The organism is Nocardia sp. NBC_00511 (assembly GCF_045161165.1).
Classification (GTDB): Bacteria; Actinomycetota; Actinomycetes; order Mycobacteriales; family Mycobacteriaceae; genus Nocardia.
The window spans coordinates 6782413-6797020 of record NZ_CP107849.1 but is presented as its reverse complement, the minus strand read 5'-3'; the positions used below and the strand labels follow the sequence as shown (position 1 = coordinate 6797020).

General features: G+C 66.5%; 14 protein-coding genes. 8 read left to right on the top strand and 6 right to left on the bottom strand.

Going from position 1 to position 14608, the window contains the following annotated elements; genetic code table 11:
• Position 1 precedes the first annotated feature (1 nt).
• From OG300_RS31740 to OG300_RS31705, 8 genes are all read left to right on the top strand, one after another.
• Positions 2–865 carry an ABC transporter permease gene (locus OG300_RS31740; protein WP_405487336.1) on the top strand — a complete coding sequence of 288 codons (864 nt, stop codon included), beginning with the start codon at positions 2–4 and terminating at the stop codon, positions 863–865.
• A gap of 12 nt (positions 866–877) precedes the next feature.
• A complete protein-coding gene (locus tag OG300_RS31735) occupies positions 878–2377 on the top strand; it encodes an MlaD family protein (protein ID WP_405487334.1) in 1500 nt (499 codons plus the stop codon).
• The gene (locus OG300_RS31730; RefSeq protein ID WP_405487332.1) at positions 2374–3417 is read left to right on the top strand and encodes an MCE family protein; all 1044 of its coding nucleotides are present in this window, start codon (positions 2374–2376) and stop codon (positions 3415–3417) included. The genes OG300_RS31735 and OG300_RS31730 overlap by 4 nt, the downstream gene beginning before the upstream one ends.
• Positions 3414–4412, top strand: a complete 999-nt coding sequence (locus tag OG300_RS31725) for an MCE family protein (RefSeq protein ID WP_405487330.1) — start codon at positions 3414–3416, stop codon at positions 4410–4412. Before OG300_RS31730 ends, OG300_RS31725 begins: the two co-directional genes overlap by 4 nt.
• Positions 4409–5530, top strand: coding sequence for an MCE family protein (locus OG300_RS31720; RefSeq protein WP_405487328.1), 1122 nt, complete (start codon positions 4409–4411; stop codon positions 5528–5530). The genes OG300_RS31725 and OG300_RS31720 overlap by 4 nt, the downstream gene beginning before the upstream one ends.
• Positions 5527–6642, top strand: a complete 1116-nt coding sequence (locus tag OG300_RS31715) for an MCE family protein (RefSeq protein WP_405487326.1) — start codon at positions 5527–5529, stop codon at positions 6640–6642. The genes OG300_RS31720 and OG300_RS31715 overlap by 4 nt, the downstream gene beginning before the upstream one ends.
• Positions 6639–7811, top strand: a complete 1173-nt coding sequence (locus tag OG300_RS31710; RefSeq protein WP_405487324.1) for an MlaD family protein — start codon at positions 6639–6641, stop codon at positions 7809–7811. The genes OG300_RS31715 and OG300_RS31710 overlap by 4 nt, the downstream gene beginning before the upstream one ends.
• A gap of 87 nt (positions 7812–7898) precedes the next feature.
• The gene (locus OG300_RS31705; protein WP_405487322.1) at positions 7899–8801 is read left to right on the top strand and encodes a hypothetical protein; all 903 of its coding nucleotides are present in this window, start codon (positions 7899–7901) and stop codon (positions 8799–8801) included.
• A 67-nt stretch (positions 8802–8868) separates the two neighbouring features.
• Here OG300_RS31705 and OG300_RS31700 read toward each other — a convergent pair whose 3' ends face one another.
• From OG300_RS31700 to OG300_RS31675, 6 genes are all read right to left on the bottom strand, one after another.
• Positions 8869–9534, bottom strand: coding sequence for a ribonuclease H (locus OG300_RS31700; RefSeq protein ID WP_405487320.1), 666 nt, complete (start codon positions 9532–9534; stop codon positions 8869–8871).
• Between the two features lie 10 nt (positions 9535–9544).
• Positions 9545–10045: an SRPBCC family protein gene (locus OG300_RS31695; protein ID WP_405487318.1), complete on the bottom strand. Its 501-nt coding sequence runs from the start codon at positions 10043–10045 to the stop codon at positions 9545–9547.
• A 51-nt stretch (positions 10046–10096) separates the two neighbouring features.
• Positions 10097–11290, bottom strand: a complete 1194-nt coding sequence (gene lhgO / locus OG300_RS31690; protein WP_405487316.1) for an L-2-hydroxyglutarate oxidase — start codon at positions 11288–11290, stop codon at positions 10097–10099.
• 11 nt (positions 11291–11301) lie between these two features.
• Positions 11302–11973, bottom strand: a complete 672-nt coding sequence (locus OG300_RS31685) for a hypothetical protein (protein WP_405487314.1) — start codon at positions 11971–11973, stop codon at positions 11302–11304.
• Between the two features lie 382 nt (positions 11974–12355).
• Complete coding sequence (locus tag OG300_RS31680; protein WP_405487312.1) at positions 12356–13147, bottom strand: TIGR03084 family metal-binding protein; 792 nt, start codon at positions 13145–13147, stop codon at positions 12356–12358.
• Between the two features lie 88 nt (positions 13148–13235).
• Positions 13236–14591 carry a hypothetical protein gene (locus tag OG300_RS31675; protein WP_405487310.1) on the bottom strand — a complete coding sequence of 452 codons (1356 nt, stop codon included), beginning with the start codon at positions 14589–14591 and terminating at the stop codon, positions 13236–13238.
• Between the last annotated feature and the right edge of the window lie 17 nt (positions 14592–14608).

The following is a 14608-nucleotide window of genomic DNA, read 5'->3' as shown; positions in this document are numbered from 1 at the left end:
CGTGTCAGCAACGTATGTTCCGCCGCTGCTGCGGCCACTCCAACGGATCAAGGGCGCGGCGAACTCGCCGCGCGACTGGCTGGCGCGCATCGGCCACCAGGTCTTCTTCTTCCTGCGCTCGATCGGCTCGATGCCGATGGCGTTCAAGCACTACCCCAAAGAGGTCTGGCGGCTGCTGTCCGACGTCACCTGGGGCAACGGCAATCTCGTGGTCGGTGGCGGCACCATCGGCGTGGTGCTGATCCTGTCGGCGTTCGGCGGCATGACCGTCGCCATCCAGGGCTACACCTCGCTGAACCTGCTGGGCCTGAGCCCGCTGACCGGCGCCATCTCCGCCTTCGCCACCACCCGTGAGCTGGGTCCGCTGCTGGCCACCGTCGCCTTCGCCGCGCAGGCGGGCTGCCGGTTCACCGCGCAGCTGGGCGCCATGCGCATCTCCGAGGAGATCGACGCGCTGGAATCGGTTGCCATTCGGCCGCTTCCGTACCTGGTCAGCACCCGGATGATCGCGGCCATGATCGCGATCGTGCCGCTGTACTGCATCGCGCTGCCGCTGGCCTACATCTCCTGCTCGCTGACCGTGACCCTGGTGGGCGGCACCGCGACCGGAACCTTCCAGCACTACTTCTATCAATTCCTGGTCCCGCACGATGTGCTGTACTCACTGCTGAAGGCGATCATCTTCGTCGCGATCAGCACCTTCATCCAGTGCTACTACGGGTTTTTCGCCTCGGGCGGCCCGGAGGGCGTGGGTGTGGCGGCCGGTCGTGCCATCAAGCTGTGCATCATCGCCGTCGTTTTCGCGGACCTGTTCATGACCTTGGCGATCTGGGGCATCGACCCCGGCATCCGGATCTCGGGATAGGGGGCGCACAGCATGATCATCGATCCGAGCGGGCGCGGACCGACGATGCGGCAGTTGCTCATCGCCGGTCTCGCGGGCCTCGTCGTCTTCGCCATCATCCTGGGTTTCCTGGCGGCGCGGTACAAGGGCGCCTTCGTCGAAAAGATCCACGTCACAGCGAATCTCACCACCACCGGTGACGGTCTGCCGGCCAATGCCGACGTGAAGTTCCGCGGTGTGCTGGTCGGCGCGGTCAAGGATGTGTCGGTGGCCGCCAAGGGCGAGCTGCAAGAAGTGCACATGGACATGAAGCCGGAGTTCTCCAACGGGATCCCGGCCAATGTCACCGCGCGGGTGGTCCCGTCCAACCTGTTCGCCGTCACCTCGGTCGAACTCGTCTACAACGGACCGGATTCCGTGCACCTGAAGGAGGGTTCGACGATCACCGAGGACACCTCGGAGGGCACCATCGCCCTGCAGGACACCCTCACCACGGTCCGCAATATCTTCACCAAGATCGACCCGATGCAGCTGGGCCGGGTGCTGGGCACGCTGTCCTACGCGCTCGACGGCAGCGGCCGCATGCCCGGTTCCACGGTGGAGCGGGTGGATCACTGGCTGCAGGAGGTGCGCGGCTCGATTCCGGACGTCTCGGTCTTCCTCGGCGACTTCTCCTCTTCTCTGCACGCGCTCAATCAGTCCGCACCGGAACTGATGGACGTGCTGAAGGATTCGGTCAAGACCGCGCAGACCATCTCCGATCGCCGGGCCGAGCTGACGGCGCTGCTGTCGGACGCCTCCGGCACCATCGACAAGGTCAACGGTCTGTTCGCCCGCAACCCCAACACCGGTAAGGAACTGACCACCGGCACCGGCGCCCTGTTCGGTGCGCTGTCGGACAACCCGGACGCGATCCCGCAGGCGATCTCGAACCTGAACGACTCGGTTCGCAAGCTGGGCTCCGCGTTCCACTGGGGTCCGCAGAACCAGATGATCTGGAACATGGGCATCACGTTCACGCCGTACAAGCCGTACACCCGTGACGACTGCCCGCGCTACGGCGATCTGGCCGCCCCCAGCTGTGGCACCGCGCCGCTGGTCTCGGATCCGGGCACGCTGCCGGATGCCATGAAGCCCAGGGCGATCGACGCGGCGAAGGGTCTGCCGATCACGCCGCCGCCCGCCGGTTTCCCGCTCATCCCGGGCCTGACCGCGGTGCCGACCCCCACCTCCGACACCCCGGCCACCGCTGCGCCGGGCACCGACCCGCTGGCCGGTACCCCGCTGCAGGGCATGTTCCCCAACCTGTTCCCACCGGCGCCCGCCCCGGCCACCACTCCGGCCCCGGCGAACCAGCCCGCTCCGGCCAACCAGCCGGCGACGGTGCCGACCGGCGGTGACATCGCCTTCACCGGCGACGACGCCGTCACCGCGCTGCTCGGCCGGCGTCCGACCGCGGCCGAATACCTGCTGCTGGCACCGATTTTGAGGAGCGGAACCTTGCACGTGTCCGGAAGTGAGGCCGGCCGATGAGCGTTCGCAAACCGCTGATCGGCTTCACGATCTTCGCCCTGGTGTCGATCCTGGTGACCGCGGTCATCTGGAACACGCTGGCGCGCACGGTGTCGGGTGCCACCAACAGCTACACCGCGGTGTTCAGCGATGTGCTGGGCCTGCGCGAGGGCGACGACGTCCGCATGGCGGGCGTCCGGGTGGGCAAGGTCGAGAAGATCGATCTGGACAAGAAGAACCAGGCCCAGGTGACCTTCATCGTGCAGCGGGATCAGACCGTGTTCGGTGACACCAAAGCCCTTGTCCGCTACCAGAACCTGATCGGTCAGCGCTACATCGCGCTGGCCCCGCCGGTCACGGGCAAGCCCAAGACCGGTGACCATGTGGCGCTGAAGAACAACGGCGCGATTCCGATCGAGCGCACCGAGCCGTCGTTCGACATCTCCGCGCTGCTCAACGGTTTCCAGCCGCTGTTCCAGGTGCTGCAGCCCGAGCAGGTCAACAATCTCTCCGAGACCTTCATCCAGGCACTGCAGGGTGACGGAGTCTCGTTGAGCGCCTTCATCACCCAGGCCGCCTCGGTGGCCACCGACTTCGAGCGCCGCGACGGCATCCTCTCGGATGTCATCACCAACCTGTCGGCGGTGATGTCGGGTCTGGCCAAGCGTGGTGACGAGCTCGAGACCCTGGTGACCCAGACCCGCGCCCTGATCGGCGGGCTCTACTCGCAGGGGCAGTCGCTGCAGGCCTCGACGGTGCAGATCGCCGCCGCCACCACCTCTCTGGTGGGCATGTTCGGTTCGATCCAGCCCAAGCTGGTGCTGGCGCAGAACTCGACCCACGACGCGCTGTCGCTGTTGCTGGCCAACGGCGCCAAGCTCGACCAGGCGGCGGTCGACCTGCCGGGCATCCTGTCCGACGTCGGCAAGTTCACCCAGAACGGCGCCTACGCAAATGCCTATCTGTGCAGCCTCGACGTCTCGCTGTACGGCATCCTCTTCCCGCGCGGCCTGTTCTCACAGATCGGCGGCAACTCACATTCGGCGGTGTGCCGTCCATGATTTCGACACTGAAGTCCCGTTTCAACGGCAATCGCAACTTCTGGCTGGGCATCGCCGGTGTGGTGGTGATCCTGGGCCTGCTGCTGGGTTCCACCCTCTACAAGCAGGTGGGCATCGGTCAGCAGAGCATCAAGGCCGAGTTCGTGCAGAGCGCAGGCATCAAGACCGGTGACAAGGTGGCGGTCTCGGGCGTCTCCGTCGGCACCGTCTCCGGCGCCGAGCTGGAGGGCGATCACGTGCTGATCACCCTCAATGTGAAGAACTCGCTGAAGCTCGGCCCCGACGCCAAGGCCTCGATCAAGATGGCCACCCTGCTGGGTGCCCGCTACGTCGACCTGACGCCCGGCGACGGTTCCGGCCTCAAGGGCAATCGGATTCCCAAGTCCAACACCGTGGTTCCCTACAACCTGGCCGACGTGGTCCAGGAGGGCACGCCCAAGTTCGAGGACCTCGACACCAAGAAGCTCTCGGATTCGCTCAATCTGATCAACCAGCAGATGGGCGACACCCCACAGCTGACGGTGCAGGCGCTCGACGCGATCGGCGCGCTGGCCAAGACCATGAACAACCGCAAGGATCAGGTCGATTCGCTGCTCAAGGATCTGGACCGGGTCACCCGGATCCTCGGTGACAACCGCAACAGTCTGCTGCTGGTGATCACCCAGGGTCAGTCCATCGCCGACAAGGTGATGCAGCGGCAGAACCTGCTCAAGACGCTGCTGGACAATATCGCCACGCTCACCGGGCAGCTGCAGCAGATCGGCGCGCAGAACAACGACCAGTTCGGTCCGACCCTGCAGCAGCTCAACACCATGGCCGACGGCCTGCAGAAGAACAAGGACAATCTGGATCGGCTGCTGTCGATCATGCCGCCGGCTATTCGCCAGTTCAACAACGCGTTCGGCAACGGCAACTACGGCGAGGTCGCCCTGCCGTGGCTGTTCCCGGACAACTGGTTGTGCTTCGCCCAGGTGAACGAGGGGTGCCACCCATGAAAGTGACTGTCCCAGTGCAGAACAAGCGGATGCTCGGGCGAATTGCCAAGGCCGCCATGCTCGGCGCCACCGCCTTCGCCATCGGCTCCTGCTCGATCGTGCCGATCGGGGTGAAGGACGCGGCGGGTCAGACCCAGCATTTCACCGCGGACTTCCTCAATATCGCCGGCATGTTCGAGGGCAACCCGATCACCGTGCTCGGGCTGGATGTGGGCCGGGTCGACAAGATCATTCCGAAGGGCGAGTACGTCGAGGTCCACATGACCGTGGACAAGAGCGTCAAGATCCCGAAGAACGTTCAGGCCGCGCTCATCTCGCCGTCGATCGTCACCGACCGGCACATCGAGCTCACCCCGCGCTACACCGGCGGCGACGCGCTGCCCGACGGCGCGCACCTGACCACCCAGCAGACCAAGACCCCGGTCGAGCTGGACACCATGATCAAGACCATCGACACCTTCGCCGCCGCGCTGAAACCGCAAGCGGGACAGGACGGCATCGGCCCGCTCTCGGGCCGAGTGCTGTACCCGATGATGAACGGCAACGGCGAGAAGATGCGCGATGTGCTCAACGCGCTCTCGGGCGCGTTGAAGACCGGCGTCGACAACAAGGACGCCATCTCCACCATCATCATCAAGCTCAACGAGCTCACCACCATGCTCGCCGACAACGACGACTCGGTGCGGGGGTTCAGCAACAAGATCACTCAGATGACCGGCCTGCTGGCCGATCAGGCTCCCGGCCTGCAGGCCACCCTCGATCAGCTGAACTCGTTCCTGGCCAACACCTCCGGCGCGTTCTCGCAGTACTCCGATCAGCTCAACGGCACGCTGACCGGTCTCACCAATGTCACCAACCAGCTGCGCGCCAACGCGGCCGGCGTGACCGAGATCGTCGACGTGGCACCGCTGCTCATGCAGAACCTGGACCGCTCGGTCAACCGGCAGGGTCAGTTCATTCGCCTGCACGGCCTGATCGGCACCGCGCTCTCCGGAGAACTCGTCAGCGTGTTCTGTGAGCGCATCCAGATGAAATCGGACGGCTGCCGCACCGGGAAGATGGAAGATTTCGGACCCGACTTCGGTCTGATGGCGGCGATGCTGGGGATGACCAAATGAGCAATCGCCTACTGCGGGACCTACGGACCGGGGTGCGCGCCCGCCGCGCCATCGTCACCCTCGCGGTGTCGGCCACCGCGCTCGCCGCGTCGGGCTGCGGCCTGACGGTGGATGACCTGCCGCTGCCGAAACCCGGTGCCGGACAACCGACCTACACCATTCACGCGACCTTCGACAACGCGCTGAACCTGCCCGATCAGGCCAAGGTCAAGATCGGTGGTTCGGATGTCGGGGTGGTCACCAAGATCACCACGAAGGATTACAAGGCCAATGTCGACCTGGCCATCCGCAAGGACATCGACCTGCCCGTCGGCAGCACCGCCGAACTGCGCCAGGCCACCCCGCTGGGCGACGTCTTCGTGGCGGTGTCCAAGCCGAAATCCACACCGGGCGTGCAGGTCCTGAAGAACGGTGACACCCTCACCGACACCTCGGCGGGCGCCACCGTCGAAGAGCTGCTGATGTCGATCTCGTTGCTGTTCAACGGCGGCGGCATCGCCAACCTGTCCAAGCTGACCTCCGAGATGGACTCCATCGTCGGCGGCCGCGGCGACCAACTCGGCGGCATGATCAAGCAATTGACCAGTGTGATGACCAGTTTGAACACCAACAGCGCGCGCATCGACAGCACGCTCGCGGGCTTCAGCGCGCTGGCCGACACCATTCAGGCCAACCACGATCAGCTCGGACAGGTCGCCAACACCCTGCCCGGCATGATCGGCGCCATCTCGGAGAACAACCAGGCGCTCGGCGACCTGCTCGCCAAGATCTCGACAACCAGTGCGGCCCTGGGTGATTACGCCGACACCACCTCCGACTCGTTGAGCAGCCTGCTCGACAATGTGAGTCAGTTGATGAACGCGCTGGCACGCACCGATCAGACCCTCGGCCCGGCGATGGACGCGCTGCACGACATTCGGCCCAAGGCCGACGCCTCCTTCAAGGGCGACACCCTGGCGGTCGCCGCGACCGCCACCATGCTCGATATCGGCTTGCTCACCGACCCGGCCAACAGCAAGTTCCCGGATGTCAAGGACCTCAACGACTTCGGGAGCAGCCTGATCCAGGTGCTGCAGATCATCTACGGCCGGATCAACGGGGGACACAGATGAGCTGGGTGACACGGCACAAGAACCTGCTGTCGAATACCGCGCTGGTGGCGATCCTGCTGCTGGGCGCGACCTACCTGGCGATCAGCGTGATGCGGGTCAAACCGCTGCGCGAAACCTACCGGGTGACAGTGAATATCGATCGTTCCGGCGGTTTGCAGGCGGGTAACGACGTGACCCTGCGCGGCTACCGCATCGGCAAGGTCACCGACATCAAGCTGATCAACGACGGCGCGGCCATCGCGGCCACCGCGGAGATCGACAAGAAGTACTCGATCCCGACCGACACCGTGGTGTCGGTGGGCGCGCTCTCCGGCGCGGGCGAGCAGTACATGGATTTCCGGCCCAATACCGAGGTGGCGCCGTATCTCCACAACGGTTCGGTGATCCAGTTCGACGCGGCCAAGGTGAAGACGCCGACACCGGTGTGGTCGGTGCTCGACAATGCCAGCGCCCTGATCGCACAGGTCGATCCGGACAAGTTCAGCACCATCCTCAACGAGCTCGACACCGCGCTCTCGGGTGGCCCGGACCAGCTGCGCTCGATGATCGACGCGATCAGCCTGGCCACCACCGGTCTGGACAATCTGCTGCCGCAGACCACCAACCTGCTCAAGAATCTGCAGACCATCAACGGCACCACCTCGATGGCGCAGCCGGATCTGGGTACGCTGACTCGTAACTCGGGTGTGTTGTTCAATCAGTTCAACGACGCGAATGCCGAACTCCAGAAGATCCTGGATCAGGCGCCCGGCGAGATGAAGGCCCTCGGGGCGGTACTGGACAAGACCGCCGACCCGATGACCAGTCTGGCCACCAACTTCGCGGCCATCACCAAGGCCGCGCAGCTGCGCACCCCGGCACTGAGGGCGCTGTTCCCCGCACTGGTGGTCGGCTCCTCCGCTATGGGTGTGCCCGCGCACGACGGCGAGTTCTACACCATCGTCGACATCTGGCCCCGGCCCTTCTGTGACTACATCACCAAGAAGGTCCGCCCGGACGTCGCGACCGAGAACACCTTCCCGACGTGGGGCGGCTACTGCCAGAATCCACCGGCGGACCAGCAGATTCGCGGTTCGGGCAATGCCCCGAGGCCGGATGTGCCCGACAACGGCGCGTTGGCGCCCGCGGGGGCGGACCCGAACGCGCGGACCCTGCCGCCGGTCAAGTGAGTGCACCGCTCCCATCCGTGGAGCGGGCATACTCGCTGACGAAACCTAGACGGTGCGTCCGCAGCGCACCGGGAGAGTGATCGATACATGTCGGATGACGCTGCCCAGGACAAGAAAACCGAAGACGATTCGATCGCCGAGGCCGATGCCCAGGGCAGCGCCGAGGCGGCGTCGACACCGGAGCTGAGCAAGGACACCGCGGCCGAGACGCCAGCGGCGAAGGCCGTGGCGCCGGAAGCCCTGGTGCCGGAAGACGCGGCCGTGCCGGCCGCCGTCGAAACCCCGCAGGCCGCAGCCGCTTCCGTGCCCCCGGTCCCGACCTTCGGTGAGCCGAAGCCGAAGTCGGGTCTGCTGGCCGCGGTGGCCGTGCCGCTGGTCGCGCTGATCGCCGTCGGTGTGGTGCTGGTCGCGGCGATCGCGGCGGCCGGAGCGTTCTGGTGGCAGTCGCACAACAAGACCGACGATCAGGCCGATCACGATGCCGCCGCCAAGGCCGCGTGCGAGTTCGTCAAGCAGGTCTCGGCCTACGATGACAAGAACCTCGACAGCTACGTGCCCCGGGTGCAGGCGCTGATCACCGGAAAGTTCAAGGACACCTTCGATCCGGTCTCCAACGATCTCAAGGCCGTGCTCGCGCAGGCGCATGCCAAGTCGACGCTCAACGTGGTCCGCTGCGCGTGGGAGTCCGGCGACAAGGACAAGGCGACGGTGCTGGTCGGCCTGAGCCAGACCTCGTCCAACGACATGCGTCCGCAGCCGCTGGTGCTCACCGCCCCGACGGCCGCCGAGCTGGAGAAGAAGGACGGCAAGTGGCTGGTGTCGGACTTCCAGCTGATCACCGCCGGTGACGACAACCCGCTGATCCCGGGTGCCGGTGGCGGTGCGCCGCAGAGCGGACAGTCGTCGGCTCCGGCGCAGCCGTCGGGTCAGCCCGCGCCGAGCGGTGCGCCCGCGCCCGCCGCTCCGACCGCGCCCAAGCCCGCCAACTGAGCACAGTTGAACAGAGCCCGCCTCCGGTGATCCGGGGGCGGGCTCCGTCGTTGGTGCGGCTGTACGGTCAGAACAGCGTGAGTGCGTCCGGCGCAGCGGCTTTCGCGGCCACCCCTCGCCGGCGCGGGGTCGGCGGCACGGAGTGCGCGGTCGCGGTGCCGACGTACTCGGCGGCGACGCGTTCACCCTGTTCGGCCGGGGCGGTGACCGGCAGCGGTTCGGTCTTCGGCTCGGTCACCGGCAGCGGTTCGGTGATGGGGTCGAACGGTTCGGGGGCGTCATCGGAGTCGGTGGCGATGCCCGAGGCGGCGACCTTGCGGGCGGCCTGCCCGCACAGCGCGTCCGCCTGCTCGTTGAAGTAGTTGCCGACGTGGCCGCGCACCCAGCGGAACCGGACCGGGCCGGGTCGGCCGGTGATGGCGCGGTCGATCTGCTGGATCAGTTCGAGGTTCTTGACCGGACCACCCGAGGAGGTCTTCCAGCCCTTGGCGCGCCAGCCGTTGATCCATTCGGAGGCGCACTTGATGGCGTAGAGCGAATCGCTCTCGATGAGCAGGGGTTCGGAGCTCTGGTGGGCCCGGACCGCCTCGAGTAGGGCGCGTAATTCCGCGATCTGGTTGGTGCCCGAGGGCGCACCGCCGCTGCCGGAGCCGCCGGCGTGATTGACCCAAGCCCAGCCGATCGCCCCGCCCGGGTTGCGCAGGCATGATCCGTCCGTGCTCACGATGATCATGCGGCCTACCCTACGCGATCCGGCCGACAAGATCGGTGCCGTGGAATTCCTCTATCTCCCTACGTAATTGCGACTCGGTCCGTCCGACCGTGGCCTGCACGATGGCATGCAGCAGCTTGGACCACAGCTTGCCGGTGAGTCCGGGCGGAGTCCGGTAGTCGGTTTCGGAGGTCAGCACCGCGCGGCCGTAGCCGAGCGGATCGAACCGCAGCGTAATCACGCACAGTTCGGAGCCCGCCGACGCCGGCTTCCCCGTCCGGCGTCGGCGCAGTGTGTACTCGATGACCGCGTTGCGGCGGTACTCGGTGATCTCACACTCGACCGTGGGATGCCAGAACCCGACCCTGAGGGTCGCGGCGAAGACGGCTCCCGCGCCGTGATCGGAATCGCCGATCGGCTCGAAAGCCACTACCCCGAACGCCCAGTCCGGCACGAACTGATGGTTGTCCGTGTATGTGAACGCGACCTCCACCGGCGCACCGACGTCACTCGCATACTTGAAATGGCCCATAGGCTGCTCCCTGTCCCACGGCTGCCATTAAAAGTACTACAGCAATCCTATTTATTGAATGAACTCGTCCAATTGGCTCACGATGTGCTCGGCGATGGGCAGCGCCGAGGTCGCCGCCGGGGACGGCGCGTTGAGCACGTGCACCGAGCGCGGGGTGCGCTCCAGCAGAAAATCGTGGACCAGCGTCCCGTCGCGCAACACCGCCTGCGCGCGGATCCCGGCCTCGCGCGGCAGCAGATCGGCGGCGGTCAGCGCTGGGCAGTAGCGGCGGCACTCGGCGAGGTACCCGCGTTTGAACACCGAATTGCGCATCTCGCGCAGTCCCGTCCTCACATTCGCCGCGGCGACTCGGTGAAATCCGCGGAATCCCAAGATGTCCCGGGCATCGCGCAGGTTCACGCTGCCCTTGCGATATCCCTCGCGCGCCAGGCCCAGCACCGCATTGGGTCCGACGGTCAGCTCGCCGTCGATGGTGGGGCTCAAATGCACACCGAGGAAAGGCAATTCGGGATCCGGGATCGGATAGATCAGCGTGCTCACCAGATTCGCGCGCGCGGGCGGCAGCCGGTAGTACTCACCGCGGAACGGCACGATCCGCAGTTCGATCCGCAGCCCGGCCAGGCGTGCCAGCCGATCGGCCTGGAGTCCGCCGCACACCACCAGCCGCCGGGCACGCCAACTACCGCTCGGCCCGGAAACTGTTACCGCCGAGTCGGTTTCATCGATGGCGGCGACCTCGGCCCCGAGCACGATCTCACCCCCGGCCGCCCGCACCCCCTCGGCCAGTGCCCGGGTGACCCGGCCGTAGTTGATGATGCCGGTGCCCGGCACGAACAACGCGCCGACCCCGGTCACCCGCGGTTCGCGCCGGGTCAGCTCGGCCGCGTCGAGCAGTTCCACCTCGACGCCGTTGGTCACCGACCGCTCGTAGAGCGCCAGCATCCGCGCCTGCTCCGCGGCGTCGACCGCGACCAGCAGCTTGCCGCACACCTGGAACGGAATGCCCTGTGCCGCCGCGAATTCCTTGGTCAGCTCCGCGCCGCGCACGCACAGCCGCGCCTTCAGGCTGCCGGGTTCGTAGTAGATGCCGGAGTGGATGACGCCGCTGTTGTGTCCGGTCTGATGGGTGCCCAGCGCATCCGCCTTCTCCAGCAGCACCAGGCGCGCGCCCGGATGCCGCTCGAGAATGCGATGCGCGGTGGCCACCCCGACGATGCCGCCGCCGATCACGCAGTAGTCGTACACACCCGGAAGTCTCACACAGTGGCGGTGATGTCCGGGGTGTTCACCGGCTGCCGGGCGATCTGTACGTCGTACGTGCCGATGCTCGGATCGTCGAACGTCACCGTGACGTTCCCGTGGGTGTCCACGTCCGTGCGCAGCCGGGTGTTGGCCGACGGATCGGAGGCGATCCCGAGCTGCTCGCCCAGCGGGGTGTGCAGCAGCACGTCCGCGAGCGCCGCGAACACATTGGTGTCGACGGTGAAGGTCAGCGAATCCCGGTGTGCCGGAACCAATTGCGCGCCGACGTAGGTGTTGCCCAGTCGCAGTTGCCCGGCCAGCGGCTGCGGCGCTTCGGCGGCGGTCGCGGTGCTGGGTCCCGGGGTGGTGGCCGGAATCCGGTACAGCGCAGGCGATTCCGCCGACTGTCCGCCGAAGAACGCGGCCAGTCCGACGGTGCCGGGTGTGGTCTGATCGGCCTGCGGCGCGATCGCGGTGTCACCGAATCGGTCGAGCTGCGGATGGGTGGCGGGTGCGGCCGCGGTGAGTTTGCCCGGCTGTAGCGCCATTTCGTTGGTGATGTACGAACCGGCGGCGACGGTCAAGCCGATGCTGGCCATGCCGGCGATGACGATGGCGCTGTAGCGGAACACCTGGGCCGTGTGCCGGGTCGACCGGGCAGCCTGCGTCGCGAGTTGATGCGACATGACGGTGCGTTCCTTTCCCTCTCCCCTGACCCCCTACGCCTTTGACGGCGTCGACGACCCGCACCTTTGAAAGTCGTACGCTCGTCCAGGTTACGGGGGAGGTGTTGGCGTCTGGTAACACGGCACACCATTGAGATCAGGATCACAGTCCGGAACAGCCGGAAATCAAAAGGTTTTCACCGGCCCATGGCTGGGTAAAACGCATGTAGCGGCGAGCGCCAACTCGACTGCCATCGAAGAACCTCCGGCCAACGGCGTCCGGGCGGCACCAGGCACGGCGCACCCAGGCTGGCGCTCGCTCGCTCCTCTCCCGGCTTCGTCCGGGAGACACGGTCCCAGTGGGAATTGGGGTTTCTGGTCGGAGGCCGGGATCGACGGCGGGTCAGGCGAACTGACCCGCCGTTCGGCCGTTTCCGGGCGGTCCGGCGAAAGCCTGTGCCAGCGTGAGCCATTCGCGCGCGTCCGTGCCCAGCACGGTCAGTCCGAGATCGTCGATGTGCCGCCGCTGCGTGACGAGCAGGCAGAAGTCCAGGGCCGGACCGGTGACGCGCTGCTCGGCGTCCTCGGGTCCCCAGGTCCAGACCGCTCCGTCGGGTGCGGTCAGTTCGATGCGGAATTCCGCTGCGGGCGGGGTCTTTTCGTGGGTCAGGTACGCAAAATTGCGGGTGCGGACACCGATGTGAGCAATGTGCCGCAAGCGGGCGCTCGGTTCGCGTGTGATGCCCAGGGTGTCGGCCACGTCCTGCCCGTGCGCCCAGGTCTCCATCAGTCGTGCGGTCACCATCGAGGCCGGGCTCATGGGCGGGCCGAACCAGGGCAGCTTGGTCCCCGCGGGCACCGCGCGCAGCGCCTCGACCAGGGCGATCCGGTCCCGCCGCCAGTCGGCGAGCAGTTGCGGCGCAGGGATTTTCGCCTCTTCCTCGGCGGCCTCGTCCACGAAGGTGAGCACCCGGGGCAGCGCGGCCTGTACCAGCGCGTCGAAGGCCGCGGTGTCGGTGGCGGCGACCACGGAGACGCGGTCGGTCCAGGTCAGGTGCCCGATCTGATGGGCGATGGTCCAGCCGGCCGCGGGGGTGTCCCGGTGCCAGTCGGCCGGATCGAGGTCGGCGACCAGTCGATCCAGGTCGGCGCATTCGGCGGTGAAGTCGGCGAGCAATGCCTCGAGATCGGCCACCGGGTCAGCATCGCAGTGCCGCCCGAAAAATGCAAGCATGCGTGCTTGTATTTTGACGGCCTGCCCTGCACAACCCGAAAAGGGGCCGCTACCAGCCGAAGAGCAGCAGATGCACCGCGCCGACCATCAGCCCCAGCGCCGCCCCGTGCAGATACAGCAGCCAGGCATCCTGCTCGACGGACGCGTAGAACATCTCCATGAATTCGCCGGGTGTGAGCTGCTGCAGCTTGCGGGCCGCGAACTCGTCGATCTTCTTGGCCTGTGCCGCCGCGAATTCCGGATCCTCGGTCAGGCTCGGTGCCAGCGCGGCCGCCGCGGTGGCCGCGCCGATCTTCAGATTGTCGAACTGCCGCTTGCCGAAGACCGTCCGCACCACGCTGTGGGTCGGACCCAGCTGCCGGTGAATCTCCTTGGCGATCAAGCGTTCCAGCAGCTGCCGGGTCTTGTCGCCATTGGGACCCTCCAGCAGTTCGTGTGCCAGGTTCGGCAGCGTCAGCACCTGGTAGGCGAGCAGATGCGCGAGGTCGCCGGCCGCCTCCGGCTGCCGCTTGGCCAGCAGCGCCTGCTTCCACAGGTAGCGGTACCAGGGCTGCGGGTCGCCGGGCTCGAACACCATCTTCACGGCGATCACGTTGACCGTCACGCCGATCGCGGCCGCCGCGGACAGGATCACCAGCCAGCTCGGGATCCAGCCGATCACCGGAATCCCGCGGTGCACCTCCATATACAGGGCCAGCAGCAGACCGAAGGGCGCGCCCAGCAGGCCGATGCGCACCATGAACTTCAGTTCCGGCGCGGCGATGGTGGTGGTCAGATCCTTGAGGATCTCCGGGTTGTCGCGCAGATACCGGATCACGAAGGCCTTGATGTCGATGAGCTGATCGACATTGTCACCGAGCTGCTCGAACGCGGTGCGCGCCAACGTCGGCAGTTCGCGTTCGATGCGCTGATACAGCGCGTTGCGCACGCTGCGGGGCACCGCGCCCCACAGGTCCGGGTTCTCCTGGTTCATGATCTCGTCGACCATGGACGGCACCTGTTTGCGCCCGACCTCGGCGATGTAATCGGCGATGCCCTCGATATCGAGCTCGGCGATGAAGTCCTTGGGACTGCCGATCCGCATGATGGCCACGTCCACGCAGATGCTGGCCATCTTCTCCGCGCGGGCCGGAATGAAGCCCTGGAACCCTAGTCGCCGCCCGTCGCCGGAGAAGGTGGGCAGCACCTGCACCCGGCGCGGGAAGTACGGGTAGAGGAGGTCCAGCCCCGGAATCCGGAAGCCGCGGAAGTAAACCGGCCAGAACAGCATGAGCACGCCGGTCCAGTTGGTGAGCCACCCCGCGATGGCGCTGAAGATCGGGAAGCTGATCAGGTCGACGACGAGCTTGGACTGGCCGGTCAGCTGTTCCCAGTCCAGGAACGGCCCTGAGGCCAGTGTCGTCATTGCAGCGTCCCCCTACG